This is a genomic window from Enterococcus salsurae, from assembly GCF_054784955.1.
On sequence record NZ_BAAHWY010000001.1, the window covers coordinates 455,228 to 480,010 of the forward strand.

Sequence of the window (24,783 nt, forward strand, 5' to 3'; positions counted from 1 at the left end):
AGAACGTACGACGTCTTATTGATTCCACACATCTTCCAATTGTGGTTTCGCTTCTTCAATCAATTGATCGACATCTTTGTCAGTATTTGACAAAATATTTTCCATGATCGCGCGGATTTCAGTGTACGCTGAGTCGCTGTTTTCAACCACTGGCAAAGAGAATAATTCTTTGGTTGCTGATGCCAATTCAGCAGCGACTTTTGTATCAGGATTGTTGGTGTAGTCATCACTTTCTAAGACAGATTCTACAACAGGCATGTATCCGGTAGCGACTGCCCACTCCAATTGTGACGCAGGAGAGGTCAAGAATTTCATATATTCAAACGCAGCAGTCCGTTCTTCAGCAGATGCACTATTGAACATGTATAGATCCGTACCTTGTTGCAGATTAATGGCTTCTGGACGAGCAGAAACACCATATTCAAACTTGCCTTCAGTATCTTTCTTGACATAGCCCTCACCAGCAATCGAACCAATGAACATCGCCACTTGTTCGTTAGCGAATGGACCAGACAAGTATTGATCAGAACCAGCAATGCGGAAATAGCCATCTTTGACCCCTTCTGCATAATAATTGATCACTTCTTTTGATTCATCGCTGTCTAATTGCAAATCTTTGTCAAAATCGACACCTTGATTTTGCATGCCGATTGAATAATAGTTATTCAATGAATCAAATCCAGCACCTACGACTTTCCCGTCAGATTTTTCATAAATCGTTTGCGAAGCAGCTTTTAATTCATCTAGCGTTGTTGGTACCTCAACCCCGTATTCTTCTAGCATATCGGCATTATAAAAGAGCATCTCTGTTGATTTATTGAAAGGAATCCCGTATTGAACGCCTTCGATTTGTGCCCCTTCTAATAAAGAAGAGCGAATCTCTTCTTGGTCACCCCAACCAATCGTATCATTATCGATATATTCCCCTAGATCTACCAGCATCTCATCTTGTGCGGCATTCCATAACCAACCTGGATAGGCTTGTGTTATGGTTGGCAAATCTTTAGGAGATGGTAAAGTTGAATTGATTTTGGCTTGCAGATCTGAATATTGCGATTGATTTTGCAGTTCAACTTTGATATTTGGATTGTCCGCCATGAATGCATCGGTCAACTTGGTTAATGATTCTTCTTGCGCGCCATTCATCGCATGCCAAAAAGTGACGGTGGTTTCTTCTGTGATTTCCGTTGCGATTTCTTCATCGTTTCCAGCTGAAGAGTCATTGTTGCCACACGCCCCTAATACCAATGTTGCGGCAGCAGCTGCTGCAAATACCCATTTCTTTGTTGTCATTTTCTTCTCTCCCCTATTCCTTCTTATAAAATGATTTTCTCACCGCGTTGCGGCAGTATTCTTTCACCAAACGGATTGACCAATTTTTCTGGTCGCAGCGTATGGATAGGAACCAAACATTTAGGCTCGATCCATGCAATGATTTGATCCAAATCTGCTGGTGTTGCATGGCCCGAGTTAGGCAAACGAACAAATGCAATATCCAGTGCCGCCAATTGATCCAAAAATGTTTGATAAGCAGGATCAAAGTCGCCTAGAGGCTGGGCGTCACTATGGATATATAATCCACCCGTTTGTAGATCTTCAAAATGTGCCACCGCTTGCCACACATATTGTGTGGTATCCGCACATAGTGCCTGATAAGAAATCGCGTGTTCCGGCGCCAAAAGGTCTGGCACCTGACCATCGATACTGTAATACAGAACATCTTTGTCAAATATTTCTTTCAACAGTGCTGCTTGCTGTGCTTCCAATACTACCCTCCGTGGTGACGCTTCTACCAATGCCAAAAACCGTTCGACATTGGCTGGATAACCATTGAAGGTGATTTGTCTATGGGGATTTTCCTGTACCAATTCCACAAAGGCTTGGACAAGTGCCGCTTCGCTCTCAACGGTGATCGTTGCTGGATCAGGTGTCCGCTCAGGAAAACTAATACTGACGCCTTCCATCATCAACAAGTCCGTGCCTTTCGCCAATTGACAAAAAGCCTGACTGCGTTCCGGATGATTCCCGTGCAAACGCAGATCTCCGGTATACGCAATAAAATGATCTGGTGTACGAATCAATAGCGCAGCGGCCCCAAAGGCATCATGATCGACAGGGACGATCTCCACTTCGATATCGCCTACCCGAATCACATCGTGAGGGGCTAAGCCAATCATCTCCCGAACAAAATGAGGGGCTTCATGAGGAACCGGCAACAAAAAGTCCCCTTTGCGGTTCAGCACTTCCAAAATCGCTTTGGTTTCCTTCAATGTATACAAAGGAATCGCCGGATCAAGGTAATTGATCATTTTTGAATGATCGAGATGTGCATGAGATAAGAAGACAGCTGTTTCACGGTATGTCTTGCTTTCTTCTCCTTGGTACTGATAGGTCAATCGCGGATCGTAGACGTTCTTCAGCTGTGGTACCCAACGATGATCGACCAGCGTCTTCAGTTCTTCATTGGGCAATGGCGTTTCAGGATGATATTCCGTTCCAAAATCAAAAAAGATATGGGCATCTTTATATGCCACTTCGATCACTGTACCGCCAATAGTCATGATGCCGCTGTGAAATGTAATACTGGTTTTATCCTTTGATACCATCTTTTGCCACTCCTTTGATAATTTCTTTTCTAAAGATCAAATAAATGATCAAAATCGGAATGACCGTCAGTGTGGCAGCAGCCATTTGTAAATGGACATCACTGCCGCTTTCTGTCGTGAATGCAGCCAATCCATTGTTCAATAATCGGTATTTTTTCTCGTTCGTCACAAGCAGCGGCCATAAAAATGAATTCCAGCTGGAAATGAAGGTCAAGATCCCCACTGTGACCAACGCTGGTTTTGACATTGGGATCAAGATCCGACGGATATACGCCAGATCACTAGCACCATCGATTTTGGCAGCTTTATAGAACGTATTGGAAATACTCTTAAGATAACCGTTCAGATAATAGATATAGAATATACTGGTCAAAAATGGAATGATCAAGGCGCTATAAGTATTGAGCAAGCCCATTCTGGCAATCGTATTGTAGTTGGTGAAAATAATCGATTCATACGGGACCATCAGCAATGAGATCATCAAGGCGATGACTAGGCCTTTGTATTTGAATTCTAGACTCGTCAACGCAAAAGCGGCGAGGACCGCAGTGATCAGTGTTGCAATCGTTGTGACCGCAGAAACGAACACTGTGTTGATGAAGTAACGCAAAAATGGTGCTTTCGTAAAAACCTCAGCATAATTTTCCCATTGAAAGGATGCTGGAATAATCGTCGGCGGAATGCTTGTCGCTTCGCTGTATGTCATCAATCCTGCCAAAATCATATAAATAAATGGGAAGACAGTAATGATCGCCAACAGACCCAAAAATAGCAGTGAGAGGCAGGTCACGATTTTTTTCATCTGTTACTCACCGACTTTCTTCAAGATTTTATTTTGGACAAAAGTGACCAGCAAAATGATCACAAATAAGATGACCGTTGCCGCCATGGCTATTCCTGGCCGACCTGCGATATGAAACTTGTCGTAGATGTAATAGACAGCTGTTGTCGCACTCTTCGCAATTCCTGGTTGTCCACCGAACAATGCATATACTTGGGTATACACTTTGAATGCAGCAATAATGTTGACTGTCAATAAGAAAGCAAAAGTTGGGATCAATTGCGGAAACGTGATCCTGCGAAAGATTTCCCAGTTATTGGCACCAAACATCTTTGCGATCTTGTAATGCTCTTGATCAATATTGCGCATCCCTGCCAATAAAATGATGATATTGAAGGCCAAACTCGTCCAAACCCCGAAGATGATCAGTGTTGTCATACTCATATTGACGTTATCCAACCAATTGACTGGCGCGATGCCCACCAGGCTCAATAAGTAATTGATAATCCCGTAGGAACCATTGAAAAAATAGCGAAAGACGATCCCGATCGCGATCGTACTGGTGACATAAGGCATAAAGAAAATCGTCTCAAAGAAACTTTTATGTTTGACTTTTTCAAAGATGATCCAGGCAATCGCCAAAGACAAAATCAAGGCAATCGGTACCACCGTGAAAGCAAAAAGTGCAGTATTACGTAATGCTTTAAAGAAAACTGGATCGGTCAAGACTTTTTGATAGTTTTCGATCCCAGCATAACGTTGGTTGATCAGCGTTCCTTTTTGAAAACTCATGATCAACGAGCGAAACAACGGATAGACACTGAACAAAAAGATGATGACCAATGAAGGCAGTAAGAACAGCCAGGCTTTGGGTTGATTTTCGGGGTTATAATTTTTTTTAAACATTAGTAGACCCGCTCCCCTTTGTCATCAAAAATGAAGGCCTTCTTATACTGAAAATCAAACGCCACCTCTGCACCTTCTTCGATGATTTCCTCAATAGTGACGATCGACTTCACATGTTTATCTGCCAGGTCAAAGTTCAAGATTCGCTCGCGGCCAATCAGTTCTACACTCTTGATCTGCGTCGTAAACAAGGCATCTTGTGTCGTGGTCAATACATCTTCTGGTCGGATGCCCAACGTATATTGTCCGTCTGGCACAGGTTTCTTAAAACGAATATCCGTAAACCGAGCAAGAGGGATCGTAAATACTGGATGCATCATTTGCCCCTCTTTGATTGTCACTGGCAGCATATTGATGATCGGATTACCGATAAATTTGGCCACAAATTGATTATTCGGCTCTAAGTATAAGTTTTGCGGATCATCATTTTGCTGGATCACGCCTTCATTCATCAAAATGATCTTGTCACTGATGGACAATGCCTCCTCTTGATCATGGGTCACAAAAATCGTTGTGATCCCAACTTCTTTGACCAACCGCCGAATCTCTTCTCTAATTTTCAACCGTAGTCGAGCATCCAAATTACTTAAAGGCTCATCCAATAAGAGAACCTCAGGATTTTGGACCAATGCCCGTGTGATCGCTACCCGTTGCTGTTGACCACCAGATAATGTCCCCGGCTTTTTCTGACTTAACTCTTCAATGTTGGTCAAACGCATGTATGTTTCAGCAATCTGCTTGGCTTCCGCCTTTTTGATTTTCTTTTCTCCCACGGTAAGAGGAAACATCACATTTTCTAAGACTGTCATATGCGGATATAGCGCATAGTTTTGAAATACAAACCCGATATTGCGGTCTTTGGGCTCTGTTTTGACTACAGAGCTGCCATTAAAGCGGATATCGCCTCCCGTTGGATGCAGCAAACCAGCAATCAAATTCAAGATGGTTGATTTACCGCAACCGCTAGGGCCCAACAAACAAACTAGATCTCCTTTTTCAATGGTAAAATCGACTGCTTTCAACGCTTCAAATTTATTATCAAAGACCTTCTTCAACCCCACTACTTCTATCAAAAACTGCCCCTCCGTTTTCTTTTTCTCATTCCCAATCCAGTTGGCTAACATATCAGGCCATAAAAAAAGCACGAACGCCTGATGTCTTGTCAAACATGCAAAGAAATTCGATTTTAATGATAACAAACGATTATTTTCATTCGATACTATTATTGTAAATGTTTTGTAAAAACCATAGGGAATTATGAAAGAATTTTTAATTTTAAATGAGTCTATCTTTTTCGGCATCCATAATATCGCTTCCTATCTTATCATTTCTTCATTTATTTTTGCATTTACATAAAAATAAAGCGAAAAATAGCCCTTTTTTTATCCATACAGATAAAACGCTCTCAACGCCACTTGCAACTCTCATTATTCTTATTTGTTTATCACGCTCAATCAGGAGGGTAAAAATAACAAAAAAATAGAACGACGTCAATTAACGGTCGTTCTAAAAAACCACTCAGTCGTTTGCCTTGGGTTTTATCAGCTTGATTTGTTTTGTTGCAATTTGATCAAGAAAATAACGGTCGTGTTCAATGAGCAACATCGTAGGTTTTGCCGTTGTAATCACTTCGATCAATTGCTGTTGGTTAAAGACATCTAAATAGTTCAGCGGTTCATCCCAAATAAAGAGATCGGCTGGCGTCGCCAACGACTTCGCTAACTCCACACGTTTGCGTTGTCCCATACTCATTTTTTCAATCGGGGTTTGAAATACCCTCCGTTCTAAGCCTAATTTTTTTAGATTACTCAGCAGGTCTTGATAGGCAATGCCTTGCATTTCAGCAAATGCGGCCAATGTGCCTCGATTGTCTTCATAATTTTGCCTAACAGTACTGACTTTGATTTGATGTGCCAATTGGATATCACCAGACATTGCGCCTGTGAAGGTGCCAAATAGTGCTTGGATCAAACTAGATTTGCCTGAGCCGTTCGCCCCTTGGATCCCCAAAATGTCTTGCTGTTGTATCGAAAAAGTCAAGGGTTGAAACAACGGACGGTCATAACCTAATACGAAGTTTTCTGCTTGCAGCAATACATCGTGATGGCTGTTCAAAGGATACATGTTTAGCGGATCGATGTATTCAATATCTTTTAGCAAAGCCGACTTGTCTTGGATTTGCTCATCCATTCGTTTGGCAATGGCTTTTGATCGTTTCATGGTGCGCGCGGCCCGGGCGCCGATTGCCCCTGTATCAAAGATACCCCCACTGCCTTTTTTAGTAGGAGAACCCAATTTGTCACGTTCTCGTCCCCGTGACCATTCTGCTTTTTCTGCGGCAGTTTGCTGCAAGCGGGTGATTTCTTTTTTCAACTTCGCATTTTGTTCTTGCTCATAACTGTCTTTTTGTTGTTTTTGGGTATCATAAGTTGTGTAATTGCCTTTATACAGCACCAGCTGACTTTTTTCGATGGCTAGCACGTGATCGACGACATCATCAATGAATTGACGATCATGGCTTACTACGATAAAGCCGGTTTTTTGCTGCAAATAACTGGCTACATGACCACGACTAGTGATATCAAGATGATTCGTTGGTTCATCGATTAGGGGGAAGTTTTCTTCATCGACAAACAGCCGTGCTAAACGTACTTTCGTCTGCTCCCCTCCGGATAATGTATCGAAGGGACGCCACAATACGTCGGGTGCTATCTGCAACAAGTTTAATTCTCTTTCTAAGCGCCACAACGCTACATCTCCTGATTCTTGCAAGACATGATACGTCAACTGTTGCGGATCATTGATCGCCATCGGAAAATAGACGAACGTTTGGCCATGCGTGATCGTCCCACTGTAAGGCAGCTGATTTTGCAGCAACCGCAACAAAGTAGTTTTCCCCCGACCATTTCGACCCAAAAGGCCTAGCTTCCAATGCGTATCGATTGTTAAATTGGTATGATCGAACAACAGCTGTTCTTGACTGTCAAAGCCAAAGGTTAATTGTTTGATACTGATTGTGCCCATTATTTATCACCTCGTGTCTATTCACTGAATAGACGGGAGCCTATAGGTATTTTCAGAAAATCAGCAAAAGAAAAGGACACAAAAAGACCTTCCAGAAAAAAGTTGCCAATTCTGAAAATCTGCAGACTGTCCCCTTGGTGGTTCCAGTCTTATGCAGCTTTCAACAAATTGGTTACTTTTTCAATGGAAGATCCCTCACTTCGTTTATAATTGCCAACAGTATAGCATGCCTGATTCAACAAAAGCAAACATTTTTCATTTCTTCCGCCGAAACGTCTGCCAATAGGACGTTGCAGAAAAAACGAAAGCACTTTTTTCACAAAGATTCGTTAAATACGCATTTAAAAGTATATAAAAAAACACTTAAGAATACAAAAAACCACCAGGTTGGTTAGTCCCGGTGGCAAAAGGAGTAAAATGAAAAATAAAAAGGTTGTTGGTTGTGGCTTTATTATAGCGCCGATTTAACATTTAATCATGTGAATAAAATAACAGTTAAATTAAATAACTCTTGTTTAAGCGTTTTTATATATCATTTTTTTAACAATAGTGCGGTCATCCGTTGAATCGCAAAGGAAATATCATCTGTCGCTTGGTCTTGCTTTTGTTCTGCAGCATCAAATGCTTCTTGGTCTACGCCATCAGCAATACTGAGAATCATTTCATCACAGCCTGCCACGTAACTCATATAGGACCGTTCAAATTTTTTGTGGATGCCCATCACATTTGCTGGTGGTCGTAATTGACTGATTTTTTTCAGCATTACTCGGTACTTGTCTGTGCCTTCTTTGAATGTTTCAGCAATCTCTGCTAAACGTTCTTGGGAAAGGTCAGCTGTCTTTTTTTCGTCGATTGCTTGACGGATTTCTTCATAGTTGGGATGCATACTTTCCCCGATTGTTTCGGTTTCTTTCACTAAATCATTGATCGTTTGGACATAATAGCCTAAATTTGGTCGCACAATAGATTCCTACTTTCTTTTGTTGATACTATCTATTTTACCGTTTCTAGCGGGAAATAGAAAGGGTGAAGAAAAACCACCACTTCATAAACCGCGTTGCTTGGTTTATGAAGTGGTGGTTCAATGCTTTTACAGCACTTTATCGAATGATCATTGGCGCTAAGGGACTGCTTATTTGCGCCCCATTGCGCGCTGCACTGCCTTCACGATCTCTACGATCGGAATGATCGCAAAAGATGCACCCAGCACGATGCCCCATTGATATAGGTCTAAATGAGCGACACGGAAAATGTCATTCAATCCTGGTACTACAATGATGACCATCATCAAGGCAAAGGACAATACAATCGCCCAGTTAAAGGCTTTGTTCTTGAAAGGCCCCACCGTAAACAATGATTGATAGACAGATTTCACATTAAATGCGTGGAACAATTGCATCAAGCCTAATGTCGCAAAGGCCATCGTTAAGGCATCTGCATGGATATCAGTATAGTTTGTGTGGACCGGCCATTGGATGGCAGACCAATAGACAAAGAGCACTGTTGCTGCTTCTAAGATCCCTTGATAGATAATACTACTCATGACACCACCGGAGAAGAAGTTTGAACTACGACCGCGGGGCGCATGTTTCATCAAGTCTTTTTCGGCAGGTTCCATCCCTAAAGCGATGGCTGGGAAGGTATCCGTCACTAAGTTGATCCAAAGTAAATGGATCGGCAGCAACGTATCCCATCCCCATAGCGTGGCAAGGAATAAAGTCAAGACTTCCCCTAAGTTGGCAGCCAATAAATATTGGATCGATTTTTGGATATTCGAGAAGACTTTGCGGCCTTCTTCAACAGCTACTACGATGGTGGCAAAGTTGTCATCTGCTAGGACCATATCAGAGGCGCCCTTAGATACTTCTGTCCCTGTGATCCCCATACCAACACCGATATCAGCTTGTTTCAATGCTGGGGCATCATTGACACCATCCCCAGTCATGGCAACTACTTTGCCTTCTTGCTGCCATGCTTTGACGATTCGTACTTTATGTTCCGGAGATACCCGCGCATAAACAGAATACTGCGTCACTTTTTGTGCGAATTCAGCTTCGCTCATTTTGTTCAGTTCAGCCCCAGTCAATACAGCATCGTCGTCACCTGGTGTAATGATCCCTAGACGACCGGCGATCGCTTCTGCAGTATCTCGGTGGTCCCCGGTGATCATGATTGGCCGGATACCGGCTTCTTTGGCGACTTTGACAGCGTCCGCCGCTTCTGCCCGTTCTGGATCGATCATGCCGACTAAACCGGCAAAGACCAAATCATTTTCAACGATTTCTGATTCGAGATTTTCTGGTATGGCAGCAACATATTTATAGGCCATACCTAGCACCCGCAACGCTTGTTTAGCCATATCGGTATTATTGGTCAAAATGGCTTGTTTTTGCTGGTCATCCATTGGTACTTCTTGTCCATCCAATAACACTTTTGCCGTGCGGCCTAGCAGCACATCTGGTGCACCTTTGACAGCTACAAGATAGCGGCCATCTTCTTGTTGATGGATCGTACTCATCAATTTTCGATCAGAATCAAAAGGCAGGTCGGCCACACGTGGTTCTTGGTCAACCAAATCACGGACGTGGAACCCTTGATCCATCCCAAATTGCACAAGGGCAGTTTCAGTTGGATCACCAATCAAATTGCCTTCTTCACCGAATTTGGTGTCATTGGCAAAGTTCATGACTTTCAACGCCATGTTGTCCAACGGAATGTCTTCAGTCGCAGCATGTTGATGATTGTTAACATACAATTTTTCAACGGTCATTTGATTCAATGTTAGCGTACCCGTTTTATCTGATGCAATAATATCTGTCGCGCCTAATGTTTCAACAGCTGGCAACTTGCGGATAACCGCATTGCGTTTGGCCATCACTTGCGTGCCTAATGCCAAAATGATCGTTACAATGGCAGGCAGTCCTTCTGGAATCGCCGCCACAGCTAATGAGATGGATGTCAGCAACATGTCAACCCATGAAGTGTGATTAAAGATCGTGCCGACAAAGAACATGATCACTGCAATCACGATGATCGCAATCGTTAAAAATTTGCCTAATTCATTCAAATTGCGTTTGAGCGGTGTTTCCGTTTCTTGGGCGCTGGCCAGCATGCCGGCAATCTTACCTACTTCAGTGCCCATCCCTGTATTGACAACAACGCCTTTCCCTCGCCCATAGGTCACATTGCTGTTTGAATAAGCCATATTGACCCGATCACCGATCCCGATATCGTTGCCCTCGATCACTGTCAATTCTTTTTCAACAGGGACCGATTCACCTGTCAGTGCAGCTTCTTCGATTTTTAGGGAACTTGCTTCTAATAAACGTAAATCTGCGGGAACGACATCGCCAGCTTCTAATAAAACGATATCGCCGGGAACCAACTCATCACTTTTGACCGTCACAGTGTGGCCATTACGCAAAATATTGGCATTTGGTGTCGACATTTCCCGCAATGCTTCGATCGCTTGTTCAGCCTTGGCTTCTTGAACGACACCCATGATCGCATTGATAATGACAACAGCTAAAATAATGATCGAATCAACAAATTCATGCGAAACGGCAGCTGAGATGATCGCTGCGGCCAACAAGACAATAATCATCAAGTCTTTGAATTGTTCAAAGAATTTTTGGAGCATTGATTTTTTCTTGCCTTCTTCAAGTTCGTTGGGGCCGTATTCAGCCAAGCGTTTCTTGGCCTCATCGTTTGTGAGTCCATTGGTATCTGATTGCAATTCTTGCAACACACTTGCGGTATCTTGCGCATAGAAAGCCTGCGCCAATTGTTCTTTTTTATTTTCTTCCGACATCCTATTTCCTCCCTTGTATTACCTTCCTTTATTGTACATGAAATGAAAAAAAATAGACTTATGTATGCACTGGAACACATACATAAGTCTCACTATTTAAGGCAACACCAGAAATTGCTTTCAGGATGGTGATGTTGCCACGGATTGAAAAACCGCCAGTTACTCCCTCATGATCATATCAATAACACTCATTATACAAAAAGTTTTCTTTCGTTGCAATCCAAAGCGCTAGGATAAGCCATCAAAAGTTTTAAGCGATGATGGCACCATTTGGCATGCCTTTAGGCGCATCCACGATTTCTAAGCGGCCTTCTGTATCTTCTGCTGACAAAATCATCCCTTGACTGACTTGTCCGCGCATTTTTCGCGGTTTCAGGTTCGCAACGATCACGACTTTCTTGCCAATCAAGACTTGCGGGTCTGGGTAAAACTCAGCCACGCCTGATAAAATTTGGCGGTCTTGATCATCGCCAGCAGCGAGACGGAATTGCAATAATTTGTCTGCACCTTTGACTTTTTGACAATCAATGACTTCTGCTACCTTCAATTCGATTTTGTCAAAATCTTCATATTTGATTTCTTCTTTTTCCGATTGCACATTGGTTTCTTCCGGATTCCATTTCACCGTTTCTTCTGGTCCTTGCGTACCTTCAGCCATCTTCTTTTGAATATAGGCGATCTCTGTTTCCAACTCCAAACGAGGGAAAATCGGTGTGCCTTTGGCAACGACTTTGGTGCCGCTTGGGAATTCACCAAAACGCAAATCTTTCAAGTCCATAGCTTCAACAGCTAATCCTAATTGACTGAAAATATTGCCCGGTGTTTCCGTCATCACTGGTTGCAGCAAAATGGCAACGATTCTCAAGCTTTCAGCTAAATGCACCATCACACTGTTCAATTCTGCTTTGCGTTCATCTTCCTTGGCTAAGACCCAAGGCTGCGTTTCATCAATGTATTTATTGGCTCTTGAAATCAGTGTCCATACTTCAGACAATGCCGTACTGAATTCCATTTTTTCCATCGCTTCATGGTAACGCCCCACGACATTGGCAGCTGTTGTGGACAATTCACTGTCAAAAGGTGTCACTTTAGAGGCATAGTCTGGTACCAAACCGTCACAGTATTTATTGATCATCGCAACTGTTCGATTCAGCAAATTGCCTAGATCGTTAGCTAGGTCATAGTTCAAGCGAGAAACAAAATCTTCCGGCGTGAAGACACCGTCGCTGCCGAAAGGTACTGCCCGCAATAAATAATAGCGTAATGCATCCAAGCTGTAGCGCTCAACCAGCATTTCTGGATACACGACATTGCCTTTAGATTTCGACATTTTGCCATCTTTCATCATCAACCAGCCATGGCCAAAGATTTTCTTTGGTAATGGCAAATCCAATGCCATTAGCATGATTGGCCAATAAATCGTGTGGAAACGGACGATTTCTTTCCCTACCATGTGGACATCTGCAGGCCAAAATTTTTGGAACAACGTATCATCTTCTGTGCCATAGCCTAAAGCAGTGATGTAGTTGGACAACGCATCGATCCATACATAAACCACATGTTCCGGACTAGCAGTGACAGGAATGCCCCATTTGAACGTCGTCCGAGAAACAGCTAAATCTTCTAGCCCTGGTTTGATAAAGTTATTCAACATTTCATTCTTGCGAGATTCAGGTTGAATAAATTCTGGGTGTTCATCATAGTATTGCACCAAACGATCGGCATACTTGCTCATGCGGAAGAAATAAGATGATTCTTTGACCAACTCGACTTCATGCCCGCTTGGTGCTTTCCCGCCGATGACATGACCCGCTTCATCACGGAAAACTTCAGCTAATTGAGTTTCCGTAAAATATTCTTCGTCTGATACAGAATACCAGCCCTCATACTCGCCTAAATAGATATCCCCTTGATCAAGGAGTTGTTGGAAAATCTTTTGCACGGATTTTTTATGATAATCATCCGTGGTACGGATAAACTTGTCATAACTGATATCCAGTGTTTTCCATAACTTTTTGACATCTGCTGCCATTTTATCTACGTATTCTTGAGGGTCTACGCCTAATTCTTCTGCTTTTTTCTCGATTTTTTGACCGTGTTCATCGACACCGGTCAAATAAAACACATCAAAGCCCATCAAGCGTTTGTAACGCGCCACTGCATCACAGGCAATGGTTGTATATGAGTTTCCGATATGTAATTTACCGCTTGGATAATAGATTGGCGTCGTGATATAAAATGTTTCTTTTTCAGCCATGGACAGGTGTCCTCCTTCTGTCGAATAAAGTGTATACTAAGGTAGTATACCATAATTCTTAGCTAGTTTTTTCTTTTTTTGTTCGGAATGAAGCTGTCTAAGCAGCCGATTTCCTCACTTTGAAAAACAGGGTCGATATTTGTTATAATAGAGATAAATCACCTGTTGAAAGGAACGCTTATGTCAAAATCTAACAAACGATTTTTTTGGCTGTCTATCTTACTGACAGTCATTCATCTGATTGGTTCAAGTTATTATCTGTATGCTTATGCCTACTTCAATGGCCAAGGCCAAGCATCGGCATTTGCTGCCATTGTGACTGTACTGCGCATCATGCTTCTGGCTTGGTTCGCTTATTGCGGCTACCGTGCATTGCATGATCAGCAAAAATTAACTTGGCTGTATATCGCCCTCTTTTTTGTCAATCTAGTCTGTCCGTATTTGTTTCAATAAAGACAGGTCATAAAAAAACATGCCCACAAATGAATCTATGCAGGAGAAACCCATGGAAAAATTCATCTCTAAATCAGCAGAAAAACATTATTACGAACAAGAAGCTTCAGAAGCTGACTTTCTTGCTTGGTACCAAGAACAAGATCAACCAAAATATGAAAAACCTTCCGTAACCGTCGATATGGTCTTAATGTGCTACAACAAAGAAGAGGAACAATTGAAAATTGCCTTGATCCAACGAAAAGGTCATCCTTTTCGCAATTCTTGGGCACTGCCTGGCGGATTCGTCAATCCCCAAGAATCCACCGGTGATAGTGTCATTCGTGAAACCAATGAAGAAATTGGTGTGACGATCTCTAAGCAGAATATCGAACAATTGCATACCTTCAGTACCCCAAATCGCGATCCGCGAGGTTGGGTCATCACTGTCAGCTATCTAGCATTCATTGGGGAAGAACCTTTGAGTGCGGGGGATGATGCCAATCAAGTCCGCTGGTTTTCTTTAGAGCGCCAGGGTCATCGACTATTGTTGAGCAGTGGTGAGATCGAGATTATCCTAGACATGCAGTCAGGGGATTCTATCGGGAAAGACACCCTGGCTTTCGACCATAGTGCCATTATTTTGAAAGCTTTCCAACGCGTTGCCAACAAAATGGAACATGAGCCGCAAGTCCTTTTGGTCTTAGGTCGGGATTTTACGATCACAGAAGCCCGCAAAGTCTTTGCCAAGTTCTTAGGGATCGACTTTAAACTGATCGACCATTCCAACTTCAAAAAATCCATGCTGCAATACTTGATCGAAGTTGGCGAAAAGCCAGTTGGTATCGGCCGCCCATCAAAGATCTACCGCTTGAATGATGCTGTATTAGACAATAAAATGTAATGTGTAAAACCCTCCAAACGCGTGTTTGGAGGGTTTTACTGGCTAATCATAATTAGTGAACGTGGTTCCTAGAAACAAAAGCCGCTATTGGCTTTTTCTATACCCTAGGCGAACCCTGGCGTTCCTTCCAGTTTTGACCATCAAGAGCCCATCTGTGACAATAATTCTGTCATTTTTTGGTTTTCCGTTGCCGATAAAGGAACAAAATGCAGCTCTTTCCCATACCATTTGGCTTTATACTGCATTTTACGAATAAATTGGTGCCAATCGCTGACACTGTAATTACCAGCGACATCCATATCTTCATTGATTTTTTCAATAAAAATCGTGTCGTATTGTTTAACTAAGTGGTAACTCATTTGATCAATATATTCCCGCTTTTGACAGCCATGAAGCCGATAAAGTTTGGCCACTTTGCCTTTTTGCTTTTGATAATTGCGGGCATTGTTCAAGAGGATCTTCTTGCGTTTGACCGCTTTGGCTTTGATCGTTAACTTATTTTCCGCCTTCACTAATTTTTGCAGCGTTGACAAGGCATGCGTACAGGCTACTGGCAAAGAATGGTTGGCCTGTACCAGTATTTGCGGATCAAAGATCAGTGCAATATTCTGTTGTTGTTTTGGCAGAGGTTCAACTTCTTCCAAACATAAAATCGATACATAAAATTCTGTCCCGTTTTTTGCTGAGATAGTCGCTGATTTGATCGTTCCTTTGATTTCCCGATGCAATTTCACCGGTACCAATGATTTCAATTTCGGCAGCTTGAGTTGATCGTCGACAAAATAGATCGTATGTTGCTGATTGTTGGTCGTGTATGATTGCCACACACTTTTTTTGGTTTTCATTTTTGGAAAGCCAGCCCGTTTTTGGAAATAATTCCGAAAAGCCCGTTCTAGATTCCGTTGTGCATTCGCTAATGCTAAACTATCCGTTTCTTTTAAAAACGGATAGTCTTTCTTCAATTTAGCTGGTGTTAACCCTAACTTTACTTCCTTGTTTGCCAATTCATCCATTTTTGCTTTCAATAATTGATTGTACGTAAATCTTACACAACCAAACGTTTCAATGAAGAATTGTTTTTGCTGTCCATTAGGATAGATCCGAAATTTGTATGCTTTTAAAACACTCAGTTTCATCTCCTCCTAACCTTATCCCCCTATACCTTTAAACCAATACTTGCCCCTTTTTTTGTGCCAATTTTTCTTGATACTGTGCAACCTCTTTTTTCGATGCGTAAACGAAATGACCTGGTGCGATCTCTTCCATTTGTCTTGGTTGATCATCTGTAGGTTCGCTGACATATTTGATCCGTTTCCGCTGACGTTCATGGTCAGGATCTGGTAATGGAATCGCTGATAAAAGACTCTCTGTATATGGATGTACACCATAATGATAGATTTCATCACTCGTGCCGACTTCCAACAATTTCCCGTTGTGCATAACGCCGATACGGTCACTGATATGTTTGACCATTGATAAATCATGGGCAATGAACAGATACGTAAGTTTATGTTGTTCTTGCAAATCTTGCAGCAGGTTGACTACCTGTGCTTGGATCGATACATCCAACGCTGAGATGGGTTCATCACAAATGATAAATTTAGGGTCAACAGCCAATGCGCGGGCAATACCGATCCGTTGCCGTTGTCCCCCCGAAAATTCATGAGGATAGCGCGTGCCATGACTTGGATTCAAGCCAACAGTTTTCAACAAATCGTCTACACGCTGGTTCCGTTCTGTTTCGTTTTTGGCTAAACCATTGATATCGATACCTTCTGCAATGATGTCCCGCACTTTCATCCGCGGATTCAAGGAAGCATATGGATCTTGGAAAACCATTTGCACTTCACGACGAAAATCGGCCAAGTCTTTTTTGCCTTTGATCTTCATTACATCGTGTCCATCAAAGAGTACTTCCCCTCCGGTCGGGTTGTTCAACCGAATCACTGTCCGACCAGTAGTGGATTTTCCACTGCCTGACTCGCCAACTAGTCCAAAGGTTTCTCCTTCATAGATTTTAAAGGAGATGTCATCTACGGCTTTGACTTCGTCTTTGCGGCCAACATTAAAATATTGCTTTAAATTATTTACTTCAAGTAAAACTTTTTCCAACCGTTTCTCCTCCTTAGACTGTTGTTTGGCTATTCTTTTTTTGGAATTTTTTCCACCGAATCAAAATTTCGTCAGGCGGCGTTACTTTCGGTGCTTGGGGTGCCAATAACCAAGTAGCGGCCTTATGGGTCGGTGATACATCAAAGAATGGCGGTTGTTCTTCTGCATCGATTTGCAATGCAAATTCGTTCCGCGGATAAAATGCATCGCCGGTCGGCGGATCCAATAAATCTGGTGGTGATCCAGGAATCGCATAAAGGCGATCACCGGTCCCTTCCAACGTTGGCATTGATCCTAACAAGCCCCATGTATAAGGATGCTGAGGATTGTAAAAGATTTCCTCTGCTGTACCTACTTCAACGATCTTCCCACCATACATCACGGCTACACGGTCTGCAACGTTGGCAACGACCCCTAGATCATGGGTGATAAAGACAATCGATGAATTGATTTTCTTTTGGATGTCTTTTAGCAACTCTAAGATTTGTGCTTGGATCGTTACATCCAATGCAGTTGTAGGTTCATCGGCAATCAAGATTTGCGGATAGCAGATCAACGCGATCGCAATGACGATCCGTTGGCGTTGTCCACCTGAGAACTGATGGGGATAATTCTTTAAGCGTTTTTCGGCATTTGGTATGCCAACCAGATTCAACAAGTCTAAGGCTTGTTTCAGCCCTTCTTTTTTGCTGATTTTGTTGTGTTTCATCAATGACTCTGCCACCTGTTTGCCAATTGGCATTGTTGGGTCAAGAGAAGTCATCGGATCTTGGAAAATCATCGCGATCTCTTTGCCGCGGATTTTTTGCAATTCTTTTTCAGTTTTGGTCAGAATATCGGTACCATTGAACAAGATTTGTCCATTGTCGACATTGGCATTGCTGGCTAATAGTCCCATAATGCTGCGTGTCGTCACAGATTTGCCACTCCCTGATTCTCCCACGATCGCTAATGTTTCGCCTTTATACAAATCGAAACTGACATCGCGGATTGCTTTGACTTTACCGGCAAAGGTATCAAAGGAGATCTCTAAATTTTTCACTTCTAAGACTTTTTTCATCGCAATCACTCTTTCATTTTCGGATCAAAGGCATCTCGTAAACCATCTGCGAGCAAGTTAAAACCAATCATGATCACAGATAAAGTCACAGCCGGTACCCACATTTGGTAAGGCAAGAACAAGAACGTTTTGTACCCATCACTCAACAACATCCCCAATGAAGCTGCAGGTGGTTTCAAGCCCAGTCCAATGAAGCTCAGGAAGGCCTCGAAGAAAATCGCAGAGGGGATACTAAACATCATTTGAACGATAATGACGCTTGAGATATTCGGCAAGATATGTTTCATGGCAATTTTGGAGCGACTCTCACCTAAAGTCGTTGCTGCTAAGACAAATTCTTGGTCTTTCAATTTCATCGTTTGCGCTCGGACGATCCGTGCCATTGGAATCCAGTTGGTGATGGCCATGGCAGCCACGATCGATGGAATCCCTGGTTCAAAGACGACCAGCATCAAAATCATGACCACTAGGTTGGGAATCCCTGAAAGGATTTCCAAGAAGCGCTGCATCACATTATCTGCACGTCCACCCAGTAAGCCTGAGATCAAGCCATAGGTCACACCGAAAACGATATCCAACAGCGCAGCGATAAACGCAATCAATAAGGAGATACGCGTACCCACGAACAATCGGCTCAACAAGTCACGACCTAAGCCATCTGTTCCCAATAAGTAATAGGTGCCGTCAGGGACATTGGCAGCGGCGTATTTATCAACAAGTTCTCCACCTACCATTGCGTAACCATTCAACCCATTGATATTAATACCTGGGATTTTGGGCGGCAAATTGGTGAATTTTACATTTTGAGCGGTTGGATCATGAGGCGATACGAAAATCGTAATGATCGAGATCGCAATGATGATCAACAGTAAAACAATAGAAAAGACGGCTGCTTTGTTTTTCTTCAAACGACGCCAAGAATCTTGGAAGAAGGTCAAAGATGGTGTGGCAATCGCTTCTCGTTCTTCTTTGGTATTTTTTTGTAATGGTTGAAATTTTGCTGCATCAATCGCAGCTACTTCATTTGCTGTATAAGGCTTCTCTGCCATTAGCCACGACTCCCTTCTGATACACGGATCCGCGGATCAACGATACCGTATAAAATATCTACGATCAAAATCACAAAGACCAACATAGCTGAATACAAAATCGTGACTGCCATGATTGTTGGATAGTCATTGGTCATGATTGATTTAACGAACTGTTCCCCGATTCCAGGAATGGCAAAAATGTTTTCAACAACCAATGACCCTGTCATTAAGCCAACTGCTAATGGTCCTAATAAGGTCAATAAGGGAATCAAACTGTTCCGCAACCCATGTTTAAAGGCGATTTCCCAGCGGCTAAGCCCTTTGGCTCTAGCCAATTCTACATAATCGCTGTGCAAGACTTCTACCATCTCAGTTCGAATGAACCTGGCCGAATCTGCCAATGGCGACATAGCCAGGGCGACAGTTGGTAAAATGGTACTTGCGAAGGTTTCCCACTTTGCAATTGGCAACACACCAAGTTTGATTGCAAAAATGTATTGTAGTAACACTGCGAACACAAAGTTCGGGATCGAACGACCCAAGATGGCTACCAACGTCGATGTTGTATCCACCCATGTATTTTGTTTCATTGCTGAGATCGTTCCTAAGATAATCCCAAAGAACGTGCCGAAAATGATTGCTTGGACACCCAATTGCAAGGATGGACCAATTCGTCCTGACAATAAATTCGCTACAGGTTGATTTTTAAATTGGAAGGAGATCCCGAAGTCACCCTTCACTAGATTCATCAGATAAAGTCCGTATTGGACAATGATTGGCTTGTCTAAGCCAGCTTGCTTATTCAGCAAAGCAATTTGTTCTGGACTCAATTTTTCTGCATTGGTATATGGTGTTCCTGGCAAGAATTGCATCAAGAAAAATGTGATGGTGGCAATCAACCACAAGGTAAGTACCATATAGAATACTCGTTTTAATAAATATTTCAAAAAGCCGTTCACGCGTTTTCCCCCTTAAGTATTTTGACTTCTATTCAATAATTATGTAAATTAACATAGTACGAATCATTAAAAAGGAGCCAGATCATGAAAATAAAAATAAATAAAAGCAGCGGGTGGATCACCCTCTTGTGTTTTGCCGCTTCCCTTAGCTGGTTGGCGTTCAAAAACGAATTGACTTTCGCAACTCTTTCAGATGCCCTCTTTTTATGGGCGATGTTCTTCTTGATCATCGGCGGTTTTCTCTGGGTATTTGCTTCTGGTTTCTTTGACCACTTTCAATACTCCATGAAAAAAACCTTTGCGAGAAACAAAACCGATTATCTGAAAATGTCGCAAGTTGGCAAGCAAAGCTATGCCTTTTGGGTATGGCCCGGATTTTTTCTATTCATCCTCTCCATGCTCTTTTTACTGATTGCTACTAGTTAATAGCTTATTTCTGCTCGCATACATCTACCAATAGAAGAAGGCTGAGACAAGAAATTGTCCCAGCCTTTTCTTCGGCCTTTCAAGTCAACTACTCGTGATTATTCGATTGATGTCCACTTGTAGTCATATTGTGCGCCAGCTGCATGGACAACGACACCTTTGACGTTGGTCGCACGTAAATGTGCTTCAGCTTTTTGGTATACTGGAATGACACCTTGTTCGTTCATGATGATTTTCTCAGCATTGACCAAATCTTCCCAGCGTTGTTCTGGATCATTGGCATCAGTTGTGTTCGATGCTTCAACAGCTGCATCGTACTCTTCGTTGCTCCATTGACCACGGTTGTAAGAGTTGCCTGTTGTGAACAAGTCAGTAAAGCTGCTTGCATCCGCATAGTCAGCACCCCAACCGCCCATAACAGCATCAAAGTCACCCGCATTTGAGCGATCTAGACGAACAGAGAATGGCACTGGGCTTAAGGTAACTGTCACGCCGTCCAATGTGTTTTGGATCGTATCTTGCAAGTATTCAATGATTTTCTTCGTTGAATCTGTATCAGAAGCTAAGATATCAAATTCTAATGAATCAATCCCCAACTCTTCTTTGGCTTTTTCCCAATATTCTTTGGCCTTGTCTTCGTTGTACTCAAGTACACTGCCGGCAGCCTCAGTGAAGTCTGTATTGTCTGTTGGGCTGAATGTCATCCCTTCTGGAACCAATCCTGATGATGCAATAGATCCATCACCTAGAATCGATGTCACTAAGGCATCACGGTCGATTGCGTATGAGATAGCTTTACGCAAGTTTTCATTGCGGAAAGGAGAATCTTCATCACGTTGGTTCAATTCTAAATAAGAAGTTGTTGCTTCTGGTTGAGAAACAAACGCTTCATCATTGGCCATTTGTTGCGCCAATTCACCAGTCAAGATCACATCATCTGCTTGGCCATCTTGGAATAGATTCAAAGCAGTTGCTGATTCTTTCACGACACTAACGTTGATCGTTTGTAATTTAACTGTGTCTTTATCCCAATATTGGTCGTTCTTTTCGTACGCCCATTCTGTATCCGTACCAGCACCATCAAAACCGCTTAAAACAAATGGTCCGTTGTAGACTGCATTATCACTTGTTGCTGCGTACTGATCACCATTTTCTTCCACCACTTTTTGATTTTGCGGGAAGAATGATGGGAATGCTAATAAGTAGTCAAAATATGGTGTTGCTTTTTCTAATGTGATTTCTAATTCATAATCACTCACCGCTTTGATGCCTAATTCTGATGGATCAGTATCGCCAGCTGTAATGGCTTCAGCATTTTTAACTGGTGCATACAAATACGCATATTCAGACGCTGTTTCTGGTTTCACAGTCCGTTGCCAACCATAGACATAATCTGCAGCTGTTACAGGATCACCATTTGACCATTTCGCATCTTCACGCAATTTGATTGTGTAAGTCAAGCCATCCTCACTGACTTCAGCCGCTTCCGCAGCACCAGCAGGTTGTGGTGTGCTGTCCGCATCTAAACGATACAAGCCTTCATATACATTGTTCAATGCACTGAAACTGATCGTGTCTGTTGCCAAAGATAAATCTGCACTTGGCATTTCTTGAGAAACCACTACATTAAATACTTGTTCTGCATCACTTGTACCGCTTGAAGCAGTGTTGTCGCCTGAACTATCGGTTCCGCCTGTTGTACAGCCTGCTAATACTAAGCCGCACACAGCAACCAAACCATATGCCCATTTATTTTTCATCCTGTCCTACCCCTTAATTGAAATAATTTTCAGAATAATCCTTCGATTTCTGAAGTTAGATAAGATTTTAATTAATAATTATTAAAAAAGCAATCTTTTTTTTGATAAAAAACAGTCATTAAAGATAGTATTCTTTTTATTTTCTTACGCTATTCTCATTGAACGCTTAGTGAAAGCTTTTTTTAACTTTTTGCTTATATGTAATTATTAAAAAAAATAATTAAAAAACAGACGGGAATGAAATTTTTCAATGAATTTTCGTTAGATTTCCTTTCTGTTTTACAGATAATCATCTCCCCTATTTTAGGTAAAACAAAAACACGCTATAAGTCTTCGCTTATACCGTGCCTTTGCAAAATCATCTTGCTTAATGGATCGCGCCGCCGATTGCTTTCAAGTCGTCTTTGTCTGAGAATTCTACGATAGCTGAGACAGCTGCTTCAAGTCCTGTAGCAATATCTGCCAAACTCATGGCTGGGTGTCCTGCTTTGTCTACCACTTGTTGTGGGATAAACGGCACATGGATAAATCCGCCTTTGATTGCTGGGTACTGTGTATCAATCATATATTGGACTTGGTACATAATATGATTGCAAACAAACGTGCCTGCCGTGTTGGAAACAGCCGCTGGGATTCCAGCGGCTTTCATGGCTTCTACCATTGCTTTGATTGGCAACTGGGTAAAATAAGCTGGCTGTCCTTGTGCTTGGATCACTTCATCCACTGGTTGATTGCCTTCGTTATCTGGGATACGGGCATCGTCTACATTGATCGCGACCCGTTCAGGCGAGATGGCAAATCGACCGCCTGCTTGACCGATGTTCAGTACCACATCAGGTTGATGCGCGTCGATTTTTTCCGCTACGATCGCAGCGGATTTGCCAAAGACTGTTGGAATTTCAGCTTTGATGATCTGTGCACCCCCGATCGTATCGGGCAATAACTTGACTGCCTCTAATGCGGGATTGATGGCTTCGCCACCAAATGGATCAAATCCGGTAATCAAAATTTTCATTCATGTTCATCCTCTCTATTTCCGTTGTATCACTAAAACGCCCAAAAGTACATCAAAGCGATATGGATCACCAATAACAGCAAAGCAATCGGTGCTTGGGCTTTGATCACCCCATTGGCATCTTTCATTTCTAGCAACGCCACTGGCAATGCATTGAAATTGGCAGCCATAGGTGTCAGCAACGTGCCGCAGAAGCCAGCGGTCATCGCTAACGCACCAGCAACAACAGGGTCACCCCCTTGCGCAATCACAAAAGGCACACCAATACCGGCGGTAATGACTGTGAACGCGGCAAAGCCATTGCCCATGATCATGGTGAAGATCATCATCCCCAAACAGTACGCGACAACGCCTGCCAAACGATTGCCTTCAGGTACAACACCTGAGATTCCTTGAGAAATGACATCCCCAACACCGGCAGCATTGAAAATCACCCCCAAAGCAGCCAATAACTGAGGCAAAATACCTGCCGTACCCACTTGACGCAACATCCGGTCTGAATCGTCCAACACCGTTTTAGGTTTGGCTCCGGTGATGGCAATAGCAATCAACAGTGCTAGTACAGAAGCGATCCCGATCCCTACTTGGCCACCTAAAGGCGTATAAGAGATCGCGACAGCAATCACCGCCAACGAAATACAAGGAACAAAAATCAGACTGCCGATTTTTCTTGCTGAAGTTTCAGCTTTCTCTTCATCTACATCGACGATCTTACCAATTTGAACTTGTTTGAACATCGTCAAACAGCCCATCAAGACAATCAAAATCCCATCAATGATATAAGGGATAAAATTACCGAAAGCAAAAACCACCCCTAGCAGCAGCCAAAATGCCGCCGTACCTAAACGTGTTGGATGGCTTGTTTCACGAAAGACACGAACTGCCGTCATCATCGCCAACAAGCCAATCAAAATATAGAAGAATTCTAAAATCGTATTGATAGAATCTGCCATCTATTCTTCCTCCTTCTTGCCATATTTTTTGGCTAAACTACGATCGAACAAAAGGTTCGAAGCCGTTGTAATGACTAGGACAATCAATGCGATGGGTAATGAGGCTTGAGAAACGGCACTTGCAGCAACTTCATAGCCAAGTGATTTCAAGGTACCTACGATCAACAAGACACCTGAAGCGGCCACGAACGTGTTTTGAGCAAAAAAGTTCCCAAAGTTTTCATTGGCAGCAGCGCGCGCTTTGATTTTCTCTTGGTCCTTTTCGTCGATCTCGCCAAATTTATTTTCTGCGGCAGCTTGTGCCATTGGATTAACGATCGGCCGAATAAATTGGGTATGGCCCTGGATTCTGATTGAGAAGAACCCTGCAACCTCACGAATAAATAAGTACAAACTTAAAAACTTGCCTGGCGTCAACCCTTTGATTTTTTCAATCAAAATCACCGCCTGTTGTTTTAATCCGAAACGTTCAGACAAACCAACCATTGGCAATGTCAGTAAGAACAGTGTTACCAAACGGTTGTTAACGAAGGCTTCTCCTAACATCGTCAAAAAATCTGTGACCGAGATCCCAGACACTAACGATGTCACAAAACCAGCAATGATTACGACAGCGATCGTATCCAATTTCAGCAAAAAACCAATCAGGATAACTAAGATACCAATTAGTTTGATCCATTCCATAAAATCTTCCCACTAAGTTATTTATAGTAAAAACCATTCTTAAGTATAATGCATTTTTCAAG

21 protein-coding genes are annotated in these 24,783 nt (G+C 42.5%); 3 read left to right on the top strand and 18 right to left on the bottom strand.

Translation table 11 applies throughout. From position 1 onward, the window contains the following. Positions 1-15: 15 nt before the first annotated feature. The 9 genes from ACYVRS_RS02260 to metG all read right to left on the bottom strand — a co-directional run bounded on the left by ACYVRS_RS02260 (position 16) and on the right by metG (position 13,385). A complete protein-coding gene (locus ACYVRS_RS02260) occupies positions 16-1,293 on the bottom strand; it encodes an ABC transporter substrate-binding protein (protein ID WP_054115127.1) in 1,278 nt (425 codons plus the stop codon). A gap of 23 nt (positions 1,294-1,316) precedes the next feature. Further along, complete coding sequence (locus tag ACYVRS_RS02265) at positions 1,317-2,606, bottom strand: MBL fold metallo-hydrolase (RefSeq protein WP_313537550.1); 1,290 nt, start codon at positions 2,604-2,606, stop codon at positions 1,317-1,319. Beyond that, on the bottom strand, positions 2,590-3,408 hold the full coding sequence (locus ACYVRS_RS02270) for a carbohydrate ABC transporter permease (RefSeq protein WP_312499379.1): 819 nt from the start codon (positions 3,406-3,408) through the stop codon (positions 2,590-2,592). The genes ACYVRS_RS02265 and ACYVRS_RS02270 overlap by 17 nt, the downstream gene beginning before the upstream one ends. Positions 3,409-3,411: 3 nt before the next feature. Then, complete coding sequence (locus ACYVRS_RS02275) at positions 3,412-4,293, bottom strand: carbohydrate ABC transporter permease (protein ID WP_312499378.1); 882 nt, start codon at positions 4,291-4,293, stop codon at positions 3,412-3,414. Further along, positions 4,293-5,366, bottom strand: coding sequence for an ABC transporter ATP-binding protein (locus ACYVRS_RS02280; RefSeq protein ID WP_313537553.1), 1,074 nt, complete (start codon positions 5,364-5,366; stop codon positions 4,293-4,295). Before ACYVRS_RS02280 ends, ACYVRS_RS02275 begins: the two co-directional genes overlap by 1 nt. A 445-nt stretch (positions 5,367-5,811) precedes the next feature. Then, positions 5,812-7,317: a ribosomal protection-like ABC-F family protein gene (abc-f, locus tag ACYVRS_RS02285; RefSeq protein ID WP_461198015.1), complete on the bottom strand. Its 1,506-nt coding sequence runs from the start codon at positions 7,315-7,317 to the stop codon at positions 5,812-5,814. Positions 7,318-7,849: 532 nt separating this feature from the next. Next, a complete protein-coding gene (locus ACYVRS_RS02290; RefSeq protein ID WP_054115132.1) occupies positions 7,850-8,278 on the bottom strand; it encodes a hypothetical protein in 429 nt (142 codons plus the stop codon). 171 nt (positions 8,279-8,449) lie between these two features. Next, the gene (locus tag ACYVRS_RS02295) at positions 8,450-11,128 is read right to left on the bottom strand and encodes a cation-translocating P-type ATPase (RefSeq protein ID WP_461198014.1); all 2,679 of its coding nucleotides are present in this window, start codon (positions 11,126-11,128) and stop codon (positions 8,450-8,452) included. 250 nt (positions 11,129-11,378) lie between these two features. Beyond that, positions 11,379-13,385, bottom strand: coding sequence for a methionine--tRNA ligase (gene metG / locus ACYVRS_RS02300; RefSeq protein WP_313537561.1), 2,007 nt, complete (start codon positions 13,383-13,385; stop codon positions 11,379-11,381). A 180-nt stretch (positions 13,386-13,565) separates the two neighbouring features. On the opposite strand from metG, the gene ACYVRS_RS02305 reads away from it, so the two are divergent. Both ACYVRS_RS02305 and ACYVRS_RS02310 read left to right on the top strand, forming a co-directional pair. After that, positions 13,566-13,838 carry a hypothetical protein gene (locus ACYVRS_RS02305; protein WP_461198013.1) on the top strand — a complete coding sequence of 91 codons (273 nt, stop codon included), beginning with the start codon at positions 13,566-13,568 and terminating at the stop codon, positions 13,836-13,838. A 52-nt stretch (positions 13,839-13,890) separates the two neighbouring features. Further along, on the top strand, positions 13,891-14,721 hold the full coding sequence (locus tag ACYVRS_RS02310; RefSeq protein ID WP_313537567.1) for an NUDIX domain-containing protein: 831 nt from the start codon (positions 13,891-13,893) through the stop codon (positions 14,719-14,721). A 140-nt stretch (positions 14,722-14,861) separates the two neighbouring features. On the opposite strand, the gene ACYVRS_RS02315 is transcribed toward ACYVRS_RS02310, so the two are convergent. The 5 genes from ACYVRS_RS02315 to opp3b are packed head-to-tail and all read right to left on the bottom strand — an operon-like array spanning position 14,862 to position 19,883. After that, positions 14,862-15,857, bottom strand: coding sequence for an RNA-guided endonuclease TnpB family protein (locus ACYVRS_RS02315; protein WP_082348598.1), 996 nt, complete (start codon positions 15,855-15,857; stop codon positions 14,862-14,864). 28 nt (positions 15,858-15,885) lie between these two features. After that, the gene (locus ACYVRS_RS02320) at positions 15,886-16,833 is read right to left on the bottom strand and encodes an ABC transporter ATP-binding protein (RefSeq protein ID WP_313537571.1); all 948 of its coding nucleotides are present in this window, start codon (positions 16,831-16,833) and stop codon (positions 15,886-15,888) included. Between the two features lie 13 nt (positions 16,834-16,846). Then, complete coding sequence (locus tag ACYVRS_RS02325; RefSeq protein WP_313537609.1) at positions 16,847-17,899, bottom strand: ABC transporter ATP-binding protein; 1,053 nt, start codon at positions 17,897-17,899, stop codon at positions 16,847-16,849. Next, positions 17,899-18,942 carry an ABC transporter permease gene (locus ACYVRS_RS02330; RefSeq protein WP_313537574.1) on the bottom strand — a complete coding sequence of 348 codons (1,044 nt, stop codon included), beginning with the start codon at positions 18,940-18,942 and terminating at the stop codon, positions 17,899-17,901. Before ACYVRS_RS02330 ends, ACYVRS_RS02325 begins: the two co-directional genes overlap by 1 nt. After that, positions 18,942-19,883 (bottom strand): oligopeptide ABC transporter permease, encoded by a 942-nt coding sequence (opp3b, locus tag ACYVRS_RS02335; protein WP_054115140.1) that lies wholly within the window; start codon positions 19,881-19,883, stop codon positions 18,942-18,944. The genes ACYVRS_RS02330 and opp3b overlap by 1 nt, the downstream gene beginning before the upstream one ends. A gap of 90 nt (positions 19,884-19,973) precedes the next feature. Here opp3b and ACYVRS_RS02340 point away from each other — a divergent pair, with 90 nt between their 5' ends. Next, the gene (locus tag ACYVRS_RS02340) at positions 19,974-20,309 is read left to right on the top strand and encodes a DUF3899 domain-containing protein (RefSeq protein WP_313537612.1); all 336 of its coding nucleotides are present in this window, start codon (positions 19,974-19,976) and stop codon (positions 20,307-20,309) included. A gap of 98 nt (positions 20,310-20,407) precedes the next feature. Here the strand turns inward: ACYVRS_RS02340 and ACYVRS_RS02345 are convergent, their stop codons facing one another. The 4 genes from ACYVRS_RS02345 to ACYVRS_RS02360 form a co-directional block, all read right to left on the bottom strand. Beyond that, the gene (locus tag ACYVRS_RS02345) at positions 20,408-22,069 is read right to left on the bottom strand and encodes a peptide ABC transporter substrate-binding protein (RefSeq protein WP_313537576.1); all 1,662 of its coding nucleotides are present in this window, start codon (positions 22,067-22,069) and stop codon (positions 20,408-20,410) included. A 367-nt stretch (positions 22,070-22,436) separates the two neighbouring features. Next, complete coding sequence (gene pcp / locus ACYVRS_RS02350) at positions 22,437-23,084, bottom strand: pyroglutamyl-peptidase I (protein ID WP_313537578.1); 648 nt, start codon at positions 23,082-23,084, stop codon at positions 22,437-22,439. A 32-nt stretch (positions 23,085-23,116) separates the two neighbouring features. Continuing rightward, a complete protein-coding gene (locus ACYVRS_RS02355) occupies positions 23,117-24,037 on the bottom strand; it encodes a DUF979 domain-containing protein (RefSeq protein ID WP_313537580.1) in 921 nt (306 codons plus the stop codon). Beyond that, positions 24,038-24,721 carry a DUF969 domain-containing protein gene (locus ACYVRS_RS02360; protein WP_461198012.1) on the bottom strand — a complete coding sequence of 228 codons (684 nt, stop codon included), beginning with the start codon at positions 24,719-24,721 and terminating at the stop codon, positions 24,038-24,040. Positions 24,722-24,783 lie beyond the last annotated feature (62 nt).

Bases quoted from the DNA above. Each gene is read 5' to 3' on its own strand.
- ACYVRS_RS02260 (WP_054115127.1), bottom strand. From the start codon at position 1,293: ATGACAACAAAGAAATGGGTATTTGCAGCAGCTGCTGCCGCAACATTG.
- ACYVRS_RS02265 (WP_313537550.1), bottom strand. From the start codon at position 2,606: ATGGTATCAAAGGATAAAACCAGTATTACATTTCACAGCGGCATCATG.
- ACYVRS_RS02270 (WP_312499379.1), bottom strand. From the start codon at position 3,408: ATGAAAAAAATCGTGACCTGCCTCTCACTGCTATTTTTGGGTCTGTTG.
- ACYVRS_RS02275 (WP_312499378.1), bottom strand. From the start codon at position 4,293: ATGTTTAAAAAAAATTATAACCCCGAAAATCAACCCAAAGCCTGGCTG.
- abc-f (WP_461198015.1), bottom strand. From the start codon at position 7,317: ATGGGCACAATCAGTATCAAACAATTAACCTTTGGCTTTGACAGTCAA.
- ACYVRS_RS02295 (WP_461198014.1), bottom strand. From the start codon at position 11,128: ATGTCGGAAGAAAATAAAAAAGAACAATTGGCGCAGGCTTTCTATGCG.
- metG (WP_313537561.1), bottom strand. From the start codon at position 13,385: ATGGCTGAAAAAGAAACATTTTATATCACGACGCCAATCTATTATCCA.
- ACYVRS_RS02305 (WP_461198013.1), top strand. From the start codon at position 13,566: ATGTCAAAATCTAACAAACGATTTTTTTGGCTGTCTATCTTACTGACA.
- ACYVRS_RS02310 (WP_313537567.1), top strand. From the start codon at position 13,891: ATGGAAAAATTCATCTCTAAATCAGCAGAAAAACATTATTACGAACAA.
- ACYVRS_RS02315 (WP_082348598.1), bottom strand. From the start codon at position 15,857: ATGAAACTGAGTGTTTTAAAAGCATACAAATTTCGGATCTATCCTAAT.
- ACYVRS_RS02330 (WP_313537574.1), bottom strand. From the start codon at position 18,942: ATGGCAGAGAAGCCTTATACAGCAAATGAAGTAGCTGCGATTGATGCA.
- ACYVRS_RS02345 (WP_313537576.1), bottom strand. From the start codon at position 22,069: ATGAAAAATAAATGGGCATATGGTTTGGTTGCTGTGTGCGGCTTAGTA.
- pcp (WP_313537578.1), bottom strand. From the start codon at position 23,084: ATGAAAATTTTGATTACCGGATTTGATCCATTTGGTGGCGAAGCCATC.
- ACYVRS_RS02355 (WP_313537580.1), bottom strand. From the start codon at position 24,037: ATGGCAGATTCTATCAATACGATTTTAGAATTCTTCTATATTTTGATT.
- ACYVRS_RS02360 (WP_461198012.1), bottom strand. From the start codon at position 24,721: ATGGAATGGATCAAACTAATTGGTATCTTAGTTATCCTGATTGGTTTT.